Genomic DNA, 19,494 nt, shown 5'->3' with positions numbered 1-19,494 from the left:
GCTGCCGGACACTCACCCAGGCCTGCCATGAGCAGGCGCGAAATGAGGTCATCATGAAAATTCGTGAACTCGCCCAGCATTGGGAAGAAAACGCCAAAGGTCGCCTGACCGACACTGGCTACACGATTCACCTGGACGTCGAGGCCGCTGCGCGCTTGGCGGCGATTGCCGAGATGTACCCGAAACGGCATGCCGAAGAACTGCTCGGCGAATTGATTGGCGCGGCGCTTGAAGAGTTCGAAGCGAGCCTGCCGTATGTGAAAGGCTCGACGGTGGTGGCGACGGATGAGGAAGGTGATCCGTTGTATGAGGATGTTGGGCCGACGCCGCGGTTTCTGGCGTTGTCGCGCAGGCATTTGCATGACCTCTCGGCCACTGCCGGCAAGCAAAAACATTAACTTCTAACGCCTCAAAACCTGTGGGAGCGAGCTTGCTCGCGAAGGCGTCCGCACATTAGAAATGACTGTGCCTGAACCACCGCTTTCGCGAGCAAGCTCGCTCCCACCGGGATCTACGACTTGCTGAAAAACCGCATGAAATTCATCTTAAATACTCCCGCGCGTACCGCTCCATCTCGCCAAAGTTCCCGCTCTAGAGCCTTGTCCATTCGGTCAAAGTTTTTTTTGGCGATTAGCCATCTTTTCTGAACTTTTGAAAAATCCCGCCGGTCGGAACCTGTAACCACGCCTGGAACGAGCGTTTCAAAAACGCGCTTTCACACGTCGCTTGCGGCTCCTCGACCAGGATGGATTCAGATGTTTTCAGGAGATGCCTAATGGAGTTGAAGACCATGAAAAACCAAACCTCGTTTACCCACCTGCGCGGTCTGAAACTGGCGGCTCTGGCCATCGGCACCAGCTTCGTACTGGCCGGTTGCGCCGGTAACCCACCGACCGAGCAATACGCCGTGACCCAATCGGCCGTGAATAGCGCTGTCAGCGCCGGCGGTACCGAGTTTGCTGCGGTTGAGATGAAGCAGGCGCAGGACAAACTGAAACAAGCCGAAATCGCCATGCACGACAAGAAGTATGACGAAGCGCGCACTCTGTCCGAGCAAGCTGAGTGGGACGCTCGCGTCGCCGAACGCAAGGCTCAGGCCGCGAAAGCCGAACAGGCTGTGAAGGATTCCCAGAAAGGTGTTCAGGAACTGCGTCAGGAAAGTCAGCGCACCGTGCAGTAAGCGCGCATCCCGACCGCAAAGCTGAATCTCTTACCGATAGAAAGGACGAAAATTATGCGTAAGCAACTGATGATCCCCGCTCTCCTCGCCGCAAGCGTTGCTCTGGCTGCCTGCTCTACCCCGCCTAACCCGAACCTGGAACAGGCACGCACCAACTACGCCGGCCTGCAAGCCAACCCGCAAGCGAGCAAAGTCGCGGCACTGGAAACCAAAGACGCCAGCGATTACCTGGACAAGGCCGACAAGGCTTATCTGGACAAGCAAGACGCGGCCAAGGTCGACCAACTGGCCTACCTGACCAACCAGCGCGTGGAAGTGGCCAAGCAGACCATCGCCCTGCGCACCGCTGAAAACAACCTGAAGAACGCTGCAGCCCAACGTGCTCAAGCGCGTCTGGATGCGCGCGATCAGCAGATCAAACAGCTGCAGGACAGCCTGAACGCCAAGCAGACCGATCGCGGTACGCTGGTGACCTTCGGTGATGTGCTGTTCGCCACCGACCGTGCCGACCTGAAATCCAGCGGTCTGGTGAACATCAACAAACTGGCGCAATTCCTCCAGGAAAACCCGGATCGTAAAGTGATTGTCGAGGGTTACACCGACAGCACCGGTACCGCCAGCCACAACCAGTCGCTGTCCGAGCGTCGCGCCAACTCCGTGCGCACCGCACTGGTGAAAATGGGCGTTGATCCAGCGCGTATCGTCACCCAAGGCTACGGCAAGGAATATCCGGTTGCCGAGAACGGCAGCGCATCTGGCCGTGCGATGAACCGTCGTGTGGAAGTGACCATTTCCAACGACAACCAGCCGGTGATGCCACGTTCGGCTGTTAGCTCGAACTAAGCGCACTGCTGTAACGCGAAAGCCCCGCCTGGTGATCAGGCGGGGCTTTTTTGTGGGGGCTGGAATCGCGGCCCCTCACCCCAGCCCTCTCCCGAGGGAGAGGGAGCCGATTTGTGCTGCTCTCAGAATTTGCGTTCAACACGATGGATCAGGCGGGGCTTTTTTGTGCTGGCTGAGATCGCGGCCCTCACCCCAGCCCTCTCCCGAGGGAGAGGGGGCCGATTTGTGCTGCTCTCAGAATTTGCGTTCAACACGATGGATCAGGCAGGGCTTTTTTGTGCGGGCTGAAATCGCGGCCCCTCACCCCAGCCCTCTCCCGAGGGAGAGGGGGCCGATTGGGGGGATGCTCAATAGCTGCGTCGATTTGGGAGTGCTTTGCCGAATCCATAATCGACACAATCTTTCAGGTCGGCGTAACTCGAAAGAACACCTCGGTCAGTCCCCTCTCCCCCTGGGAGAGGGTTAGGGTGAGGGCTGAACCTGCAGAATCACTGTTCCAGCTTCTGCGGGTTTTCTTCGCCCATGCAGCGCACGGCTTTCTTCTGCGCGTTGATCAGTACACCGGTCAACCCTTTCTGCTCGGTATCAAACAACACCAGCACGCCATCGATGCACTGCGCGACTTGCGGTGCAGGCTGAAGCGAAATCTTGTAATCCTCACCCGGCACAGTCTTGAGCATGGTGAATTCGTTGAGCAGCAACGCATCCTCAGGTTTGGCGAAATGCAGGTAGCCGTAGTACCACAGCGCCCCGACGGTGCCGAGGATGCTGCAGATACCGGTGATGATCAGTGGGATGGCGTTACGTTCTTCAGTCATTGCGGACTCTCATCTTCAGAATTCGGGGGTGTCGGGTAATTGGGGATTTCGCCGAGACGGCGCAGGCCGTTGAAGTGTTCGGGATCGTCGAGGTAGCGCAGCATGACCTGACGCCAGACCGGGTCGCCGAAGGTCTGCACATGACCGCCACGGGTCAGTTGCAGCACGCGCGGTGGCGGCGCAGCCTGATACAGACGGATGCCGTTGGAAAGCGGCACCAGCGGATCATCGATGCTGTGGAAGATCAGCTTTGGCACACCGTTGAGCTGCGGCATCGAGTTGATTGCACTGTCACCATCCGGCACCAGCCACGACAGCGGCACCTGAAATGGCCAGGTCAGCCACGAGGTACTCAGCGCATATTGGCCGACGCTGCGATAGCTCGCGGGCACGCCGTCGAGCACCAAAGCCTTGAGCTGCTTTTGTCTTTCGGGATGTTGTACCAGCCAATGCACCGCCATCGAGCCGCCAAGGCTCTGACCGAGCAGCACCAGCGGTTTGCCTTTGACTTTCGGCGCCTTGTCGAGCCAGGCGAACGCAGCGTCGATGTCCTGATAGATCGCCGGCAAACTCGGCTCGCCCTCGGACAAGCCATAGCCGCGATAGTCGACCAACAACACTTGATAGCCGTTTTTCGGCAGCCACCAACTGCCGCCGAGGTGCATCGGCAGATTGCCGCCGTTGCCGTGCAGATGCAGCACGGTGCCTTTGACCTCGACGCCGGGTTTGGCCGGCAGCCACCACGCGTTGAGCTTCAACCCGTCAGCCGTGACCAGCGTGACGGTGCGGTATTCGAGTCTGGCTTTTTCCGGGGTGAAAATCTGGCCCGGTTCGGGGTAGAACAACAGGGAGCTGCAACCGCCCAGGGTCAGGAGCAGGCAAAAAATGCCGAGGATTCTCATCCGGTGAAACCTCGCAGAATTTGGCAATACGATTCGGAGAAACACATATAACCCTGTGGGAGTGAGCTTGCTCACGAAGGCGGAGTGTCAGTCGACATATGCGATGCGTTTCAAACCGCTTTCGCGAGCAAGCTCGCTCCCACAGGTTAAGGGATTGGGTTAGAGGATATTGGAGTAATCCGCTTCGATCCGGTCCAGGCTCAAATGGTTGAGGAAGTTGGAGAAGCACATCCACGCCGACAACGCATTCAAATCGCGGAACTGATCCGGCAGGTACTTCGGCGGCACCACCAATCCTTCATCCACCAACTGGCGCAAGGTACGCATGTCCTCCAGTGTGGTCTTGCCGCAGAACAACAACGGAATCTGCTCAAGTTTGCCCTTACGCACGGCCAACTGAATGTAGTTGTAAACCATGATAAAGCCCTTGAGGTAGGACAAGTCTTTGGTGAATGGCAGCCCCGTCGGCGTCGAGCCACGGAAAACCCGACTGGCATTGCCGTAGCTTTCGGACATCTCGAAACCCTGTTCGCGGAAGAACTCGAAGATCTGCAAGAAGTCCGCGCCCTCCTCGACCATATGAATGGCACGGGTGCGGTTGGTCAGTTTGCGCAGACGACTCGGGTAGGAGGCGAACGTGATGATTTCCATCAGGATCGCCAGACCTTCCTGGGTCACCGTCGACGACGGCGGGCCTTTGGACAGGAAGGTGCAGATCGGCTGGTTCAAACCGTTGAGCGTGGTGCCAACGTGGACCAGACCCTCGTGAACTTCCAGCGCGCGCACGTCGCGATCGTTGAACATCGCATCGGTGCGGATCTTGATGTAATCCGCACCGGCCGCTGCGTCGGCGACAATGCCGTCGGACTCGAACACGCGAATGGTTTCCTCGGCCTCGCCGAAAACCTTGTTCAGACGGGTTTGCAGCAAGTGCACAGCGTCCTTGGCAGTGAGGGTTTTCGGCTCATCCTTCAGGTCGCCACGACCATCGATGTTGTTCAGATAGTCGGACATCATCAGGCCGAGGTCGGCCAGCGTCGGGTCGCCGGCGTGGAACGCATCCGACGCAGCGCCGTACAGCTCTTGCGAGATCAGGCCGAAATCCTCGGTGCCGCGCGCTTCGAGCATGCGCACCACCATGCGGTATTCCTTGCACATGCGCCGCATGATCTGCCCGACCGGATTGAACTGGCCGAGCTGACGGGTGATGTCACGCTCGATGTTCTGAAATTCCAGTTTGACCTTGCTCGAATCGAAACTCAGCGGCCGGTTGAGGTAATAGTCACGATCCACCGCCGGCATTTCCTTGCCTTTGGCCTTGAGGAACCCCTTGCGGATGTTCTCGTCCCACTTGACCGCGTCGAGCACACGGATCGGTGTCTGCGCCAGCACAATGCGGTCGGACAATATGCGTATCGACTGCTGGTAATCGTCCACCCGAAACTCCTGTAGAAAACCTGCCGTAGTGAATTATTGGGCGCGGGCCTGGCGCTGGTAGCGCACGGCTTCGACAAAGACATCGGAATTGGCCGGATCGTCGAGGTAAGCAAAGACCTTGTCGAGGTTGCTGTCGACATGCACGCCGTCGCCATCGTCGGTCTGGAAGGCCTGACCGTCGAGGGCTTTCTGTTTGATCGCCTGGTTGATCTGCTCGAGATCGAGGTTATAGACCACCAGCTCATGTTTGTCGGTGAGTTCGAAACCGGCGATGGTGAAATGGCCACCGTACTGCGCGGGGACTTTCGCCGACAGATACCAGCGGTTGCCATGGCGCGACACGGTGAACGGATAGGCTTCGCGTTCGCGGGGCTTAGCCTTGAACCAGGTGACGGCCTGATAGCGGTCGTTGCCCAGCCGCGTCAGTTCAAGGTTCATCGGCTCGCCCCAGGCGTTGGTGCTCGACCATTTGCCGAGCAGGCCCTTGGGCGCCGGGTCACTGGCGGTCAGCGGCTCCTTGAAAGTCACCAGACAGCCACTGATCAGCAGGAACGACAAGGCGATCAGCACGCCACGCCAGGCTTTCATTCAATACTCCCTATGAACACACGGCCCTGAACATCGCCACATTACCCTGTGGGAGCGAGCCTGCTCGCGAAAACGGTGTGTCAGGCAACAGAGATGTTGAATGTCAGACCGCATTCGCGAGCAGGCTCGCTCCCACAGGGTGAAGCAACAACCGATTACACCGACGCAAGCACCAGGTGCATGTAGCGCGTCAGAATGCCAAGCATGTCCTCTTCGGCCAAAGGCTCGGCGTCGTTGAGCAGGCCCTGATATTCCATCCGTCCGATAATCGCCGTCAACACCTTGGCATCCTGTTGCGGTTCACGCGAGCCCAATACCTGAAACAACTGACAGGTGCCCTGCAGCAGAATCTGCTGATGTGAACGCACAAGAATCGCCAGGCGCGGGTTGAGCAGCGCTTCCTGACGGAACGCCTGTTCGGCCATCAAATGCTCGCGACGGTTAACCAACTGACGATGCACGTAGTCGGCCATCAACCGCGCAATGTCGTCGGCCAGTTGCGAGCGCGATTCGGGGCTGCCGTCGCCGCTGACCACCATCTCACGCAACAAGCCTTCATTGTTGACCCACAACTTGGCCATGTACGCCGCACTGCGCTCGACATATTGGGCGAAGGTATCGGTGAGCAGGTCGTCGATGTCCTTGAAGTAATAGGTGGTCGCCGACAACGGCACACCAGCCTCGGCGGCCACGGCACGGTGACGCACGGCACGCACACCGTCACGCACGACAATCCTCATCGCCGCGTCGAGAATGTCCTGTCGACGCTGCTCACTGCCCTGTCGGCTGGCCTTGCGACCCTGGTACTGAACACTTTCAGCGACCGCAGTGGCGATACCCGCTGCACCCTCTTGAGCTATTGCACCCATCACGACAGAACTTCCTCTGCTATTGCAAAATTAACCAATTGATACATTTGTACCAGACAGGCAATAAAAAGCCGCCTGTTTTAGGCGGCTTTTTAACTGAAACGTTTACGCTTGCGGTCGCATGTGCGGGAACAGGATCACATCGCGGATCGACGGCGAGTTGGTCAACAACATCACCAGACGATCGATGCCGATACCTTCACCGGCCGTCGGCGGCATGCCGTACTCCAGCGCGCGAACGAAGTCGGCGTCGTAGTGCATGGCTTCGTCGTCGCCGGCGTCCTTGTCGGCCACCTGCGCCATGAAGCGCTCGGCCTGGTCTTCCGCGTCGTTCAACTCGGAGTAGGCGTTGGCGATTTCACGGCCACCGATGAACAGCTCGAAGCGGTCAGTGACGTTCGGATTATCGTCGTTGCGACGCGCCAGTGGCGACACTTCGAACGGGTACTGAGTGATGAAGTGCGGCTGTTCCAGCTTGTGCTCGACCAGCTCTTCAAAAATCATCACCTGCAGCTTGCCCAGACCTTCGAAGCCCAGCACCTTGGCGCCGGCCTTCTTGGCGATGGCGCGCGCCTTGTCGATGTCGTTCAGATCATCGGCAGTCAGCTCAGGGTTGTACTTGAGGATCGAATCGAACACCGACAAGCGCACGAACGGCTCTCCGAAGTGGAATACCTTGTCGCCGTACGGCACGTCGGTGCTACCCAGCACCAGCTGCGCCAGTTCACGGAACAGTTCTTCGGTCAGGTCCATGTTGTCTTCGTAGTCGGCGTAAGCCTGGTAGAACTCCAACATGGTGAATTCCGGGTTGTGACGAGTCGAAACGCCTTCGTTACGGAAGTTGCGGTTGATCTCGAAAACCTTTTCAAAACCACCGACCACCAGACGCTTCAGATACAGCTCTGGCGCGATACGCAGGAACATTTCCATGTCCAGCGCGTTGTGGTGGGTTTCGAACGGCTTGGCCGCAGCGCCGCCCGGAATGGTCTGCAGCATCGGCGTTTCGACTTCGAGGAAGTCGCGCTTCATCAGGAAGCTGCGAATGTGCGCGATCACTTGCGAACGTACGCGGAAGGTCTGGCGCACGTCTTCGTTGACGATCAGGTCAACATAGCGCTGACGGTAGCGCTGTTCGGTATCGGTCAGGCCGTGGTGCTTGTCCGGCAGCGGGCGCAGCGATTTGGTCAGCAGACGTACGCTGGTCATTTCAACGTACAGGTCGCCCTTGCCGGAACGCGCCAGGGTGCCTTCGGCGGCGATGATGTCGCCCATGTCCCAGGTTTTCACCGCGGCCAGGGTGTCTTCCGACAGGGTTTTACGGTTGACGTAGACCTGGATGCGACCGGTCATGTCCTGGATCACCATGAACGAGCCACGGTTGAGCATGATGCGACCGGCAACCTTGACCGGAATTGCAGCCTCGGCCAGCTCTTCCTTGGTCTTGTCCGCGTATTTCTTCTGCAGATCTTCGCAGTAGTTTTCGCGGCGGAAGTCGTTCGGAAAGGCGTTGCCCTTGGCGCGCTCGGCAGCCAGCTTTTCCTTGCGCAGGGCGATCAGGGAGTTTTCTTCCTGTTGCAGGGCTTGCGGGTCGAGTTGTTGGTCGCTCATGTCTTTAGATATTCCATCAGGTTCGTTGCCCCCGGGCCTTGCAGCCCGGGAATCGCCAGCAGGCTGGCTCCTACAGGGATCGGGTTGAATCAGCCGATCCTGTATTGCGTCTTTTACAGCCCGGACTTCAGACTGGCATACAGGTATTCGTCGATGTCGCCGTCGAGTACCTTGTCGCAGTCGCTGCGTTCGATGTTGGTGCGCAGATCCTTGATCCGCGAGGCATCGAGCACGTACGAGCGAATCTGGTGACCCCAGCCGATGTCGGACTTGGTGTCTTCCAGCGCTTGCGACGCGGCGTTGCGTTTCTGCATTTCCTGCTCGTACAACTTGGCCCGCAGCATTTTCATGGCGGTGTCCTTGTTGGCGTGCTGGGAACGTTCGTTCTGGCAGCTGACCACGGTGTTGGTCGGTACGTGAGTGATACGTACGGCCGAGTCGGTGGTGTTTACGTGCTGACCACCGGCACCGGAGGAACGATAGGTGTCGATCCGCAGGTCTGCCGGATTGATTTCGATTTCCACCTTGTCGTCGATCTCTGGCGAAACGAAAACTGCGGAGAACGAAGTGTGGCGGCGGTTGCCGGAGTCGAACGGGCTCTTGCGCACCAGACGGTGTACGCCGATTTCGGTACGCAGCCAGCCAAAGGCGTATTCGCCCTTGATGTGCACGGTCGCACCTTTGATACCGGCGACTTCACCGGCGGACAGTTCCATGATCGTCGCGTCGAAACCGCGTTTGTCCGCCCAGCGCAAGTACATGCGCAGGAGGATGTTGGCCCAGTCCTGGGCTTCGGTGCCGCCGGAACCGGCCTGGATGTCCAGGTAGGCGTTGTTCGGGTCCATTTCATGGCTGAACATGCGGCGGAATTCCAGCTTGGCCAGATTTTCCTCGAGACGGGCCAGCTCGGCGACGACATCGCCCACTGCGCCTTCGTCGTTTTCTTCGACGGCCATGTCCAGCAGGTCGCGGCAATCGGCCAGACCGCCGTTCAGTTCGTCGAGGGTATCGACGATCTGTGCCAGCGCGGCGCGCTCGCGGCCCAGTTCCTGGGCGTATTCAGGTTTGTTCCAGACGCTCGGATCTTCAAGCTCGCGATTGACTTCAGTCAGACGCTCATGCTTTTGATCGTAGTCAAAGATACCCCCGAATAGTTTCGGAGCGCTCGGACAGGTCCTTGATGGTGTTCAGGATCGGGTTGATTTCCATGACGGGCAGCACTCGTTGGCGAACTTTTGAAAGCCGGCGAGTATAACGTAATCAGGCTGTGACGGCAGCCCGTCTGGCGGGTGTGGGGATCATTAAAGCCTTTGCCCTCACCCTAACCCTCTCCCAGAGGTAGAGGGGACCGATTGGGGGATATTCGGGAGGTACGCCGACGTGAAAGGGCTTTGCCGAATCCATGATAGCCAAGGTTTTCAGGCGGAAATTGGCGTGTGGGCCTGCCCTCACCCTAGCCCTCTCCCAGAGGTAGAGGGGACCGATTGGGGGATATTCGGGAGGTACGCCGACGTGAAAGGGCTTTGCCGAATCCGGAACCGTCAGGCTTGAAGATCCATAACCGACTCGGTCGATCAGGTCGATGTACAGCGCCAGACACCTCGGTCGGCCCCCTCTCCCCTTGGGAGAGGGCTGGGGTGAGGGTAAGCGTTTACTCGATTCCGACCTGATTACGGCCATTGTTCTTCGCCAGGTACAAGCCACGATCCGCCGCCGAAATCAGCAACCGACAATCGCTACCCGCCTGCGGCACCATGGTCGCCAAGCCAATACTGATGGTCAGGCTCGCGCCGTCCGCCGGGGTATTGTGCGGAATCTTCAGCGACGCAACGGTCTGCCGTAGCTTCTCGGCCACCAGCCGCGCGCCGCCCGGCGAAGTGTTCGGCAGCACCAGCACAAACTCCTCACCACCATAACGCGCCGGCAGATCCGACGGTCGGGCGCTGGCCTCGCGGATCGCCGTGGCGACCTTGCGCAACGCCTCATCACCTTCAACATGGCCAAAGCTGTCGTTGTAGGACTTGAAGTAATCGACGTCGATCATCAGCAGCGACAACTGGCTCTGATCCCGCAGCGAACGCCGCCATTCCAGCTCCAGGTACTCGTCGAAATGGCGGCGATTGGACAGTCCGGTCAGGCCATCGGAGTTCATCAGCCGTTGCAGCACCAGATTGGTGTCGAGCAATTGCTGCTGGCTGACCCGCAGCGCGCGGTACGCCGCGTCGCGCTGCAACAACGTCATGTACGAGCGCGAGTGATAGCGGATGCGCGCCACCAGCTCGATGGTGTCCGGCAGTTTCACCAGATAATCGTTGGCGCCGGCGGAGAACGCCGCGCTCTTGATCAGCGGGTCTTCCTTGGTCGACAGGACGATGATCGGGATGTCCTTGGTCGCCGGGTGATTGCGGTATTCGCGCACCAGGCTCAGGCCATCGAGGCCGGGCATCACCAGGTCCTGGAGAATCACCGTTGGCTTGATCCGCACCGCCTGGGCAATAGCCTGCTGCGGGTCGGAGCAGAAGTGAAAGTCGATGTTTTCTTGATTCGACAGCCCACGGCGCACCGCTTCGCCGATCATCGCCTGATCATCCACCAACAACACCATGGCGGCGTTTTCGTCGGTTTTAATGTCGTCGATCTGTAAGTCATTCATGGGCGGTCACCTGAGTACTGCGGGGGCCAGGATTGCGGATTGACCTGATCATTTGGGGAAAATCTCCTGCAATCGTGGCGCTATTCTTTCCAGTGGACGTATTTCTACGGCGGCATCAATGGCCGCAGCGGCCTTGGGCATGCCGTACACCGCACTGCTTTGCTGATCCTGCGCGATGGTCAGATAACCCTGTTGGCGCATGAGCTTAAGCCCTTGCGCCCCATCGCGCCCCATCCCGGTCAATAAAACCCCGACCGCATCACCATTCCAGTAACTGGCAACGCTTTCGAAAAACACGTCGATCGAGGGTCGGTAGATCTCGTTGACCGGCTCGGCGGTGTAGGCCAGCGTGCCGTTCTTGAGTAAACGAATATGGTGATTGGTGCCGGCCAGCAGCACCGCGCCGGCCTGTGGCGGTTCGCCTTCGCGGGCGAGCCTTACATCGAGGCCGCTGGCGCTGGCCAGCCACTCCGCCATGCCGGCGGCAAAGACCTGATCGACGTGCTGCACCAGCACGATGGCCGCCGAGAAATCCTTCGGCAAGCCTTTGAGCAGCACTTCCAGTGCCGCCGGCCCGCCTGCGGACGAGCCGATCGCCACCAGCCGCTGGCACGAAGCGGAACTGCGCTGGGCCGTCGGCACCGGCCGCGAACGCGTGGGTTTCTCGCCGATCAGCCAGCCAATATTGAGGATCTTGCGCAACAACGGCGCCGCGGCTTCCTGGGCATTGCCGGCGCCGAGGGCTGGAGTGTCGACCACGTCCAGTGCGCCGTGGCCCATCGCTTCGAAGACCCGGTGCACGTTCTGCTGCCGGTCGACGGTTACGATGACGATCGCGCAAGGGGTTTCGGCCATGATCCGGCGGGTGGCTTCGACGCCATCCATCACCGGCATGATCAGGTCCATCAGGATCAGGTCCGGGGTATTTTCGGCGCACAGTTGCACCGCCTCGGCGCCATTGCGGGCGACCCAGACCACTTGATGCGCCGGCTCGAAGGCCAGCGCCCGGCGCAACGCCTCCACCGCCATGGGCATGTCGTTGACGATTGCGATCCTCATGCCCGCGCTCCTCCGATAAGCTCGACCACTGCGTCGAGCAGGGCGTCGTCATGAAAACTGGCTTTGGCTAAATAATAGTCCGCCCCGGCATCGAGTCCACGGCGGCGATCCTCTTCGCGATCCTTGTACGACACGACCATCACCGGCAGCGATTGCAGACGGTTGTCGCGACGCAGCAATGTGACCAGCTCGATGCCGTCCATGCGCGGCATATCGATGTCGGTGATCAGCAAATCGAAGTCCTCTGAACGCAGCGCGTTCCAGCCGTCCATACCGTCCACTGCCACTGCGACGTCGTAGCCGCGATTGAGCAGCAGTTTGCGTTGCAGCTCGCGCACGGTCAGCGAATCGTCGACCACCAGCACCCGTTTGCGCGCCGCCTCGGCAGCCTGATTGCCGTGGCGGGCGATACGCTCAAGGCGCCCGGTGTTGAGCAGTTTATCCACCGACCGCAGCATGTCTTCGACATCGACAATCAGCACCACCGAGCCGTCGTCGAGCAACGCCCCCGCGGAGATGTCCTGCACTTTGCCCAGACGCTCGTCGAGTGGCAACACCACCAGGGTGCGCTCGCCAATGAAGCGCTCCACAGCAACGCCATAAATCGCATCGCGCTCGCGGATCACCACGACTTTAAGGGTTTCGCCGCTGTTCTGGCTGGCTGGGCGGTTGAGCAACTGGCTGGCCGCGACCAGTCCGACGTGCTGGCCTTCGTGCCAGAAATGCTGACGGCCCTCGACCTGCACGATGTCTTCCGGGGCCAGATCGCACATGCGTTCGATGTGCGCCAGCGGGAAGGCATACGCCTCTTCGCCGACTTCGACGACCAGGCTGCGAACCACCGACAAGGTCAGCGGCACTTCCAGATGAAAGCGACTGCCCTCGCCCGCCGTCTGTTCCAGCACCACCGCACCGCGCAACTGGCGAACCATGTGTTGAACAGCATCGAGGCCGACGCCCCGCCCGGACACTTCGGTGACTGTGTCGCGCAGGCTGAAACCCGGGAGAAACAGGAATGTCAGCAGTTCTTCTTCGCTTAGCTGCGCAGCGGTTTCGGCTGGGGACAACTGCCGTTCGACGATGCTGCGGCGGACTTTTTCCAGATCGACGCCATTGCCGTCATCGCTCAGTTCCAGCACCAGCAGGCCGGCCTGATGCGAGGCGCGCAGACGGATCAAGCCTTCCTCGGGTTTGCCCTTGAGCAAACGCTGCTCCGGGGTCTCGATGCCGTGATCGACGGCGTTGCGCAGCAAATGCGTCAGCGGTGCCTCAAGCTTTTCCAGCACGTCGCGGTCGACCTGGGTTTTCTCGCCTTCGATCTCCAGCCGCACCTGTTTACCGAGGCTGCGGCCCAGATCACGGACCATGCGTACCTGACCGGTGAGCACGTCCGCGAAGGGCCGCATGCGGCAAGCCAACGCGGTGTCGTAGAGCACTTGCGCGCGTTGGCTGGCCTGCCAGGCGAATTCGTCGAGCTCGGCGTTTTTCTCGCTCAGTAGCTGCTGGGATTCGGCGAGCAAACGGCGCGCGTCTTCCAGGGCTTCCAGCGCTTCAAGGCTCAGCGAGTGTTCCTTGAGGTGGACGTTGAGGTTTTCCAACGCACGCAGGCCGTTGTTCTGCATGCGCTTGAGGCGCTGCATGGTCGCCAGATGCGGCTTGAGCCGCTGGGTTTCCACCAGCGATTTGCTCGACAGATCGAGCAGACTGTTCAGGCGTTCGGCGGTGACACGCAAAACGCGCTCACCACCTTCGGTGGTGCGTTTATTTTTGCGGGGCGCCGGTTCGGAGGAGTCGAGCGGGGCTTCGATGATAAGCGCTGGCGCGGATTCAAACACCGGCGGCGCGTCAAGTTGCAACTCGGCCATCGGCGACACAGCAAGTGCTGCTGGCGGCGTCGCTGGATCGAGCAAACCGGCCATCAACGCCACGTAAGCGTCGATGTCACTCGGCTGCGGCGCATTCGTCGGCGTAGCAACGCGCATCAGCAAATCGGTGCCCTGCAACAACGCATCGATGTGTTCGGGACGCAGCAGCAAACGCCCTTCCTGCGCGCTGACCAGGCAATCTTCCATCACATGAGCAACGCTGACGCCGCTGTCGATGCCGACGATTCGCGCCGCACCTTTGAGCGAGTGCGCCGCGCGCATGCACGATTCCAGCTGATCGGCCTGGGTCGGGTTGCGCTCCAGCGCGAGCAGCCCGGCGCTGAGTACTTGGGTCTGCGCTTCGGCTTCGAGGCTGAACAGCTCCAGCAAGGAGGCGTCGCGCATTTGCTCGGGGGTCATGTGAGGCTCCGGGTCACGGCGGACAACAGCTGTTCTTCATCCAGCCAGCGCAGGCTGCGACCGCGATATTGCAGAACGCCACGGGTGTATCTGGCACTGCTTTGCGCGCCGGACTGCGATGCTGCGTCGAGGATTCGCTCGTCGATGGCATGAATACCGTCGACCTCATCCACCGGCACCACGACTGGCCCGCCATGGGCGGCGATGATCAACATGCGCGGCATGATTCGCCCGCTGGTGGTCGGCGTAACGCTGCCATCCAGATCAAGCAGTTCGACCAGCGACAGGCACGCCACCAGCGCGCCGCGCACATTCGCCACGCCGAGCAAGGCTCGCGAGCGCTGGTGCGGCAACGAGTGAATCGCCTGCAACGGCGCAACTTCAACGAGGCTGCGTGTCGCCAGACCCAGCCATTCTTCGCCGAGACGGAACATCAACAGCGAACGGGTTTTCACGTCCGTTTCAACGGCCGTGGCCACCGGATCGCGCTCGTCCTGCTGCAAGGCATAGCGATCGAGCAGGCGCGTGGCGGCGGCGGAATACACCGAGCAATTGCGGCAATGAATGTGCTCGTCCAGCAGCGGACAGGACTTGTCGCCATGGATGCCGATGCGGTTCCAGCAATCGTCGATGGCCCGGGCGTCTTCGTGGGTGACGTTCAAGGTGTCGGACGGGATCATCGGTTACGCTCACTGTCAGCGGTGCGGCCACTGCGGGCGGCGCGCTCCTGCAATCGTCTGGCACCGACGCTGTCGCCCTGTGCCTGCAGCAGCGCGGCCAGGTGCATCAATGCTTCGGGGTGTTGCGGTTCGAGGTACAACGCTTTGCGATAGAAACCCTGCGCTTCGAGGGTCAGGCCAGCGACATCGCTGAGCAAGCCGAGCCAGTAAAACACCTGAGCCACCGGTTCGTGGCTGCGCAAATACTGTTCGCACGCCGTCCGGGCTTCGGCACTTTTGCCCTCGTTGGCCAGCGCGGCGATGTTGGCCAGCAGGGTCGCCGCGTCCGGGTTCGCGCTTTTACTGGCGGTCGGCAGTGGCGTCACGGCGGCAAACGGTCGATTGCGCACCGGCGCTGGCGGCGTGCTGCGCGGCGGTTGGCTGATCGTCACCGCGACCGGTTTGGGTGTCGGCAGCGGTTCGGGGTGCGGATCGCTGTGGCGGCTGAAGGCAAAGGATTGCGGGATGCCGATCGAACGCATGCCCAAACGCCCGAGCAGACTGCCCTCGGCCGGGCCGATAAACAGCACGCCGTCGAAATGAGTCAGGCGCTTGAGCACCTCGAACACCAGCTTCTGCGTCGGCTGATCGAAATAGATCAGCAGGTTACGGCAGAAGACAAAATCAAAGGCTGGCTCACTGGCCAAAAGCGTTGGATCGAGCACATTGCCGACCTGCAAGCGCACTTGTTCACGCACGCTCTCGTTAACCCGATGGCCGTCCTGTTCAGGGGTGAAATGCCGTTCGCGAAAATCCAGATCCTGGCCGCGAAACGAGTTTTTGCCATACAGCGCGCGCCGGGCCTTTTCCACCGACAGTGGGCTGACATCCATGCCATCGACCTTGAACTGATGCGGTTTAAGCCCGGCATCGAGCAAAGCCATGGCAATCGAATAGGGTTCTTCGCCGGTGGAGCACGGCAGGCTGAGGATACGCAGCGCGCGCATATTGTTCAGCTCGGCGAGGCGATTGCGCGCCAGCTTGCCCAGCGTGGCGAAGGATTCCGGGTAACGGAAAAACCACGTTTCCGGGACGATTACCGCTTCGATCAGCGCTTGTTGTTCGTCGCGCGAGCCTTGCAGCAATTGCCAATATTCATCGGCATGCGCCGCTTGCGAGAGCGTTGTGCGCTGGCGCACGGCGCGCTCGATAATCGCCGGCCCCACCGACGTCACATCGAGGCCGATGCGTTCCTTGAGGAAGTCGAAAAAACGCTGATCGCTGCTCATGCCTGCGCCTCAAACTGCGCCGGACTCAGCGGCGGATCGGGGAACAGCAAAGTACGCACGGCGTCATCGAGCAAGTCATTGACCCGGACCCATTGCACCAATCCCTGAGCATCTTGACGCACCGGGCCGAGGTAAGGCGCCTCGCGGTTGTCGAGGCCGTAAGGCTGAAACTCCTGCGGATGGCAACGCAGGGTGTCGGTGGCCTGTTCGAGAATCAGCCCGAGCCATTGCGCGGGCTGAGCTTCATCCGGCCGATAATTGACCAATACCAGACGGGTGCTGGTGCGCGCTTCGGCGGGATGGCCGAAGGTCAATGCGCTGAGGTCAATCACCGGAACTACCGCGCCGCGATAGGCGAACACGCCGGCCACCCACTGTGGCGCCCGCGCGATCGGTTTCAACGGCAGACGCGGCAGCACCTCCGCCACTTCGGTGGCGCGCAGGGCGTAACGCTCGCTGCCGATGCGAAACAGCAGGAACAACGCCGGCTTCGCCACCTGCGCAGCGCTGCGTTTGGCGATGATGTCGCTCATCAGACTTTGAATCGCGAAACGCCGCTGCGCAGCCCGACGGCCACCTGGCTCAGTTCGTCGATGGCGAAACTGGCCTGACGCAGCGACTCGACGGTCTGGCTGCTGGCGTCGCCCAACTGCACCAGCGCGTGGTTAATCTGCTCGGCGCCGGTGGCCTGGGCCTGCATGCCTTCATTGACCATCAACACCCGCGGCGCCAGTGCCTGTACCTGATGGATGATCTGCGACAACTGCTCGCCGACCTGCTGCACTTCGGACATGCCACGGCGTACTTCTTCGGAGAACTTGTCCATGCCCATTACCCCGGCAGACACCGCCGACTGGATCTCGCGAACCATTTGTTCGATGTCGTAAGTGGCAACAGCGGTCTGATCCGCCAAACGCCGCACTTCGGTAGCGACCACGGCAAAACCGCGACCGTATTCACCAGCCTTTTCAGCTTCAATGGCGGCGTTGAGCGACAACAGGTTGGTCTGGTCGGCGACCTTGACGATGGTCACCACCACCTGGTTGATGTTGCCGGCCTTCTCATTGAGGATCGCCAGTTTGGCGTTGACCAGATCGGCCGCGCCCATCACCGAGTGCATGGTGTCTTCCATCCGTGCCAGGCCTTGCTGACCGGAGCCGGCGAGCACCGAGGCCTGATCGGCGGCGGTGGAGACTTCGGTCATGGTGCGCACCAGATCGCGTGAAGTGGCCGCAATCTCGCGGGACGTAGCGCCGATTTCGGTGGTGGTCGCTGCGGTTTCGGTGGCGGTGGCTTGCTGTTGCTTGGAGGTGGCGGCGATCTCGGTCACCGAGGTGGTCACCTGCACCGACGAGCGCTGCGCCTGGGACACCAACGCAGTCAGCTCGGTCATCATGTCGTTGAAGCCGGTTTCCACTGCGCCGAATTCGTCCTTGCGCTCAAGGTTCAAACGCGAGCTGAGGTCGCCGGTGCGCATGGTTTCAAGGATCTGCACGATGCGGTTCATCGGCGCCATGATTGCGCGCATCAACAACAAACCGCACAGACCGGCGGCCAGGACGGCGACCAACAGGGAAATGAACATGCTGACTTTCGCCGCGGCCACCGCGTCGTCAATATTGTTCATGGCCTGATCGGCGACTTTCTTGTTCTCGCCAATGATGTCGTTGAGCTTCATGCGCCCGGAATACCAGGCAGGCGTGAGCTTGTCGTGGAACATCTTGACCGCGTCGGCTTCCAGATTGCGCTTGTGCAGATCCAGCACGGCATCCTGAATCTGGATGTAGGCGTCGTGGTATTTCTCGAACGCGGCGAACTCGGTACGGTCCTCGTCGGTGGCCATGGTCTTGCGGTAGTTGGCCATCTGCTCCTGCAGACGCGCCTCGAACGCCTTGTAGTCGGCCGCGTCCTCGCTGGAAACACCTTGACCTTCCTTGAGTCCGAGCAGTTCTTGCGTCTGCAGATAACTGTCGACCCACGCACCGCGAATCATCGAGCTGTAATAGACGCCGGGAATCGCATCATCACGCACGCTGTTTTCACTGGTTTCAATCTTCAACAGTCGCGAATAAGAGACGACGACCATCAGCAACATGATGGCGATAATCACCGCAAAGCTCGCCAAAATGCGTTGGCGCAACGTCCAGTTCTTCACAGTGATTCCTCGTGCCTGATCGAAATGCGGGGAGTATAGCCGAGGGCGGTGTTTCATTTATAAGACGCTTTTGACCCTCGGGCCTGTCCGCAGTGGTTTGAGGGAAGGCTCTGGGGTGGGAATGTCCGACAATTGCGGGTGGGCGTGCCAGTGCGGTAATGGCAAAAAGGGGCGATGGAATGGTCATTGCCGTCGCTGTGCGGCGGAAAATGCCTTCGCGAGCAAGCTCGCTCCCACACCGGAAGGCAATACCCGGTGGGAGCGAGCTTGCTCGCGAAGGGGCCAACCAGGTTTACACCGATGCGATGCGCACTTGCTTTTCCAGCTCCACCTTCAAACCTGGCTCGAGCTTCAACTGGCGCGCCAGTTCATCCAGATAGCTCTTCTCCATGAAGTTCTCCTCATCCACCAGCATCACGCTGGCGATGTACATCTCAGCCGCCATCTCCGGCGTACTCGCGGCGCGGGCCACGTCAGTCGGGTCGAGAGGTTTGTTGAGTTCCGCGTGCAGCCAGTGCTGTAGCTCCTGATCGTTGTCGAGCTTGGTGAATTCGCCTTCGATCAGTTGGCGCTCGCGATCATCGATATGGCCGTCGGCTTTGGCAGCAGCGACCAGCGCTTTGAGAATGGCCTGACTGTGCTGCTCGGCTTGCGCCGGCGGTAAGCGATCGAGGGTTTGCGGTTCGCTTTGTGGAGCGGTGCCTTTCTGGGCGTTGTAGTTGCCATAGGCCTTGTAAGCCAGCACGCCCAGCGCAGCGAGGCCACCGTAGATCGCGACTTTACCGCCGACCTTGCGCACTTTCTTGTTACCGAGCAGCAGACCCATCGCGCCAGCCGCCAACGCACCACCGCCCGCACCTGACAGCAGACCGCCGAGGCCACCGGAGCCTGAAGCGCCGCCGAGCAAACCGCCCAGGCCTCCGGCAGCCGGTTTGTTCTGCGCTCCGCCAGTCTTGTTCTGCAACAGATCCTGGCCGGATTTGAGTAGTTGATCGAGCAATCCACGGGTGTTCATGTTCCGCCTCCAAAACAGGGGTTATCCGGATCTATAAGGCCTCCAGCCTAGTTCGAAAGTGCCCCTGTCCGACCTGCGAGTGTGCTTCCAGATGTTGCTTGCCCTGCCGCAGCCCTTCGTGAAAATAGATATAC

The 19,494-nt window shown here is 60.2% G+C and carries 18 protein-coding genes; 3 read left to right on the top strand and 15 right to left on the bottom strand.

From position 1 onward, the window contains the following. The first annotated feature begins 53 nt into the window (after positions 1 to 53). From F8N44_RS10265 to F8N44_RS10255, 3 genes are all read left to right on the top strand, one after another. Positions 54 to 398 carry a hypothetical protein gene (locus F8N44_RS10265; RefSeq protein ID WP_038357825.1) on the top strand — a complete coding sequence of 115 codons (345 nt, stop codon included), beginning with the start codon at positions 54 to 56 and terminating at the stop codon, positions 396 to 398. A gap of 377 nt (positions 399 to 775) precedes the next feature. Beyond that, complete coding sequence (locus F8N44_RS10260; protein WP_034154861.1) at positions 776 to 1,180, top strand: DUF4398 domain-containing protein; 405 nt, start codon at positions 776 to 778, stop codon at positions 1,178 to 1,180. A 54-nt stretch (positions 1,181 to 1,234) separates the two neighbouring features. After that, the gene (locus F8N44_RS10255) at positions 1,235 to 2,023 is read left to right on the top strand and encodes an OmpA family protein (protein ID WP_016983302.1); all 789 of its coding nucleotides are present in this window, start codon (positions 1,235 to 1,237) and stop codon (positions 2,021 to 2,023) included. Between the two features lie 488 nt (positions 2,024 to 2,511). On the opposite strand, the gene F8N44_RS10250 is transcribed toward F8N44_RS10255, so the two are convergent. The 15 genes from F8N44_RS10250 to F8N44_RS10180 all read right to left on the bottom strand — a co-directional run bounded on the left by F8N44_RS10250 (position 2,512) and on the right by F8N44_RS10180 (position 19,360). Then, complete coding sequence (locus tag F8N44_RS10250) at positions 2,512 to 2,841, bottom strand: hypothetical protein (RefSeq protein ID WP_150650223.1); 330 nt, start codon at positions 2,839 to 2,841, stop codon at positions 2,512 to 2,514. Beyond that, positions 2,838 to 3,743, bottom strand: coding sequence for an alpha/beta hydrolase (locus F8N44_RS10245; protein ID WP_150650222.1), 906 nt, complete (start codon positions 3,741 to 3,743; stop codon positions 2,838 to 2,840). Before F8N44_RS10245 ends, F8N44_RS10250 begins: the two co-directional genes overlap by 4 nt. Before the next feature lie 159 nt (positions 3,744 to 3,902). Continuing rightward, positions 3,903 to 5,180 carry a flavohemoglobin expression-modulating QEGLA motif protein gene (locus F8N44_RS10240; RefSeq protein ID WP_150650221.1) on the bottom strand — a complete coding sequence of 426 codons (1,278 nt, stop codon included), beginning with the start codon at positions 5,178 to 5,180 and terminating at the stop codon, positions 3,903 to 3,905. Positions 5,181 to 5,213: 33 nt separating this feature from the next. Continuing rightward, positions 5,214 to 5,768 (bottom strand): hypothetical protein, encoded by a 555-nt coding sequence (locus tag F8N44_RS10235; RefSeq protein WP_150650220.1) that lies wholly within the window; start codon positions 5,766 to 5,768, stop codon positions 5,214 to 5,216. A 155-nt stretch (positions 5,769 to 5,923) separates the two neighbouring features. Next, positions 5,924 to 6,637 (bottom strand): TetR/AcrR family transcriptional regulator, encoded by a 714-nt coding sequence (locus tag F8N44_RS10230; RefSeq protein ID WP_034154855.1) that lies wholly within the window; start codon positions 6,635 to 6,637, stop codon positions 5,924 to 5,926. A 105-nt stretch (positions 6,638 to 6,742) separates the two neighbouring features. Beyond that, positions 6,743 to 8,245, bottom strand: coding sequence for a lysine--tRNA ligase (lysS, locus tag F8N44_RS10225; protein ID WP_007908910.1), 1,503 nt, complete (start codon positions 8,243 to 8,245; stop codon positions 6,743 to 6,745). Between the two features lie 113 nt (positions 8,246 to 8,358). Next, a protein-coding gene (gene prfB, locus F8N44_RS10220; RefSeq protein WP_102900567.1) for a peptide chain release factor 2 occupies positions 8,359 to 9,454 on the bottom strand; the annotation gives its coding sequence in 2 pieces (ribosomal slippage) (positions 8,359 to 9,381 and positions 9,383 to 9,454; 1,095 coding nt in all). Between the two features lie 442 nt (positions 9,455 to 9,896). Continuing rightward, positions 9,897 to 10,898 (bottom strand): response regulator, encoded by a 1,002-nt coding sequence (locus F8N44_RS10215; RefSeq protein ID WP_150650219.1) that lies wholly within the window; start codon positions 10,896 to 10,898, stop codon positions 9,897 to 9,899. 48 nt (positions 10,899 to 10,946) lie between these two features. Further along, the gene (locus F8N44_RS10210) at positions 10,947 to 11,957 is read right to left on the bottom strand and encodes a chemotaxis response regulator protein-glutamate methylesterase (RefSeq protein ID WP_150650218.1); all 1,011 of its coding nucleotides are present in this window, start codon (positions 11,955 to 11,957) and stop codon (positions 10,947 to 10,949) included. Further along, the gene (locus F8N44_RS10205) at positions 11,954 to 14,242 is read right to left on the bottom strand and encodes a hybrid sensor histidine kinase/response regulator (RefSeq protein WP_150650217.1); all 2,289 of its coding nucleotides are present in this window, start codon (positions 14,240 to 14,242) and stop codon (positions 11,954 to 11,956) included. Before F8N44_RS10205 ends, F8N44_RS10210 begins: the two co-directional genes overlap by 4 nt. Beyond that, complete coding sequence (locus F8N44_RS10200) at positions 14,239 to 14,922, bottom strand: chemotaxis protein CheW (protein ID WP_150650216.1); 684 nt, start codon at positions 14,920 to 14,922, stop codon at positions 14,239 to 14,241. The genes F8N44_RS10205 and F8N44_RS10200 overlap by 4 nt, the downstream gene beginning before the upstream one ends. After that, the gene (locus tag F8N44_RS10195) at positions 14,919 to 16,190 is read right to left on the bottom strand and encodes a CheR family methyltransferase (protein ID WP_150650215.1); all 1,272 of its coding nucleotides are present in this window, start codon (positions 16,188 to 16,190) and stop codon (positions 14,919 to 14,921) included. The genes F8N44_RS10200 and F8N44_RS10195 overlap by 4 nt, the downstream gene beginning before the upstream one ends. Next, positions 16,187 to 16,723: a chemotaxis protein CheW gene (locus F8N44_RS10190; RefSeq protein WP_150650214.1), complete on the bottom strand. Its 537-nt coding sequence runs from the start codon at positions 16,721 to 16,723 to the stop codon at positions 16,187 to 16,189. The genes F8N44_RS10195 and F8N44_RS10190 overlap by 4 nt, the downstream gene beginning before the upstream one ends. Further along, the gene (locus F8N44_RS10185; RefSeq protein ID WP_150650213.1) at positions 16,723 to 18,345 is read right to left on the bottom strand and encodes a methyl-accepting chemotaxis protein; all 1,623 of its coding nucleotides are present in this window, start codon (positions 18,343 to 18,345) and stop codon (positions 16,723 to 16,725) included. The genes F8N44_RS10190 and F8N44_RS10185 overlap by 1 nt, the downstream gene beginning before the upstream one ends. 292 nt (positions 18,346 to 18,637) lie before the next feature. Beyond that, entirely contained in the window at positions 18,638 to 19,360 is a 723-nt protein-coding gene (locus F8N44_RS10180) for a tellurite resistance TerB family protein (protein ID WP_150650212.1), read from the bottom strand. Between the last annotated feature and the right edge of the window lie 134 nt (positions 19,361 to 19,494).

Source organism: Pseudomonas fluorescens (assembly GCF_902497745.1).
Taxonomy (GTDB): Bacteria; Pseudomonadota; Gammaproteobacteria; order Pseudomonadales; family Pseudomonadaceae; genus Aquipseudomonas; species Aquipseudomonas fluorescens_BM.
The sequence above is the reverse complement of the archived record's forward strand: the minus strand, read 5'-3'. Positions and strand labels throughout refer to the sequence as shown.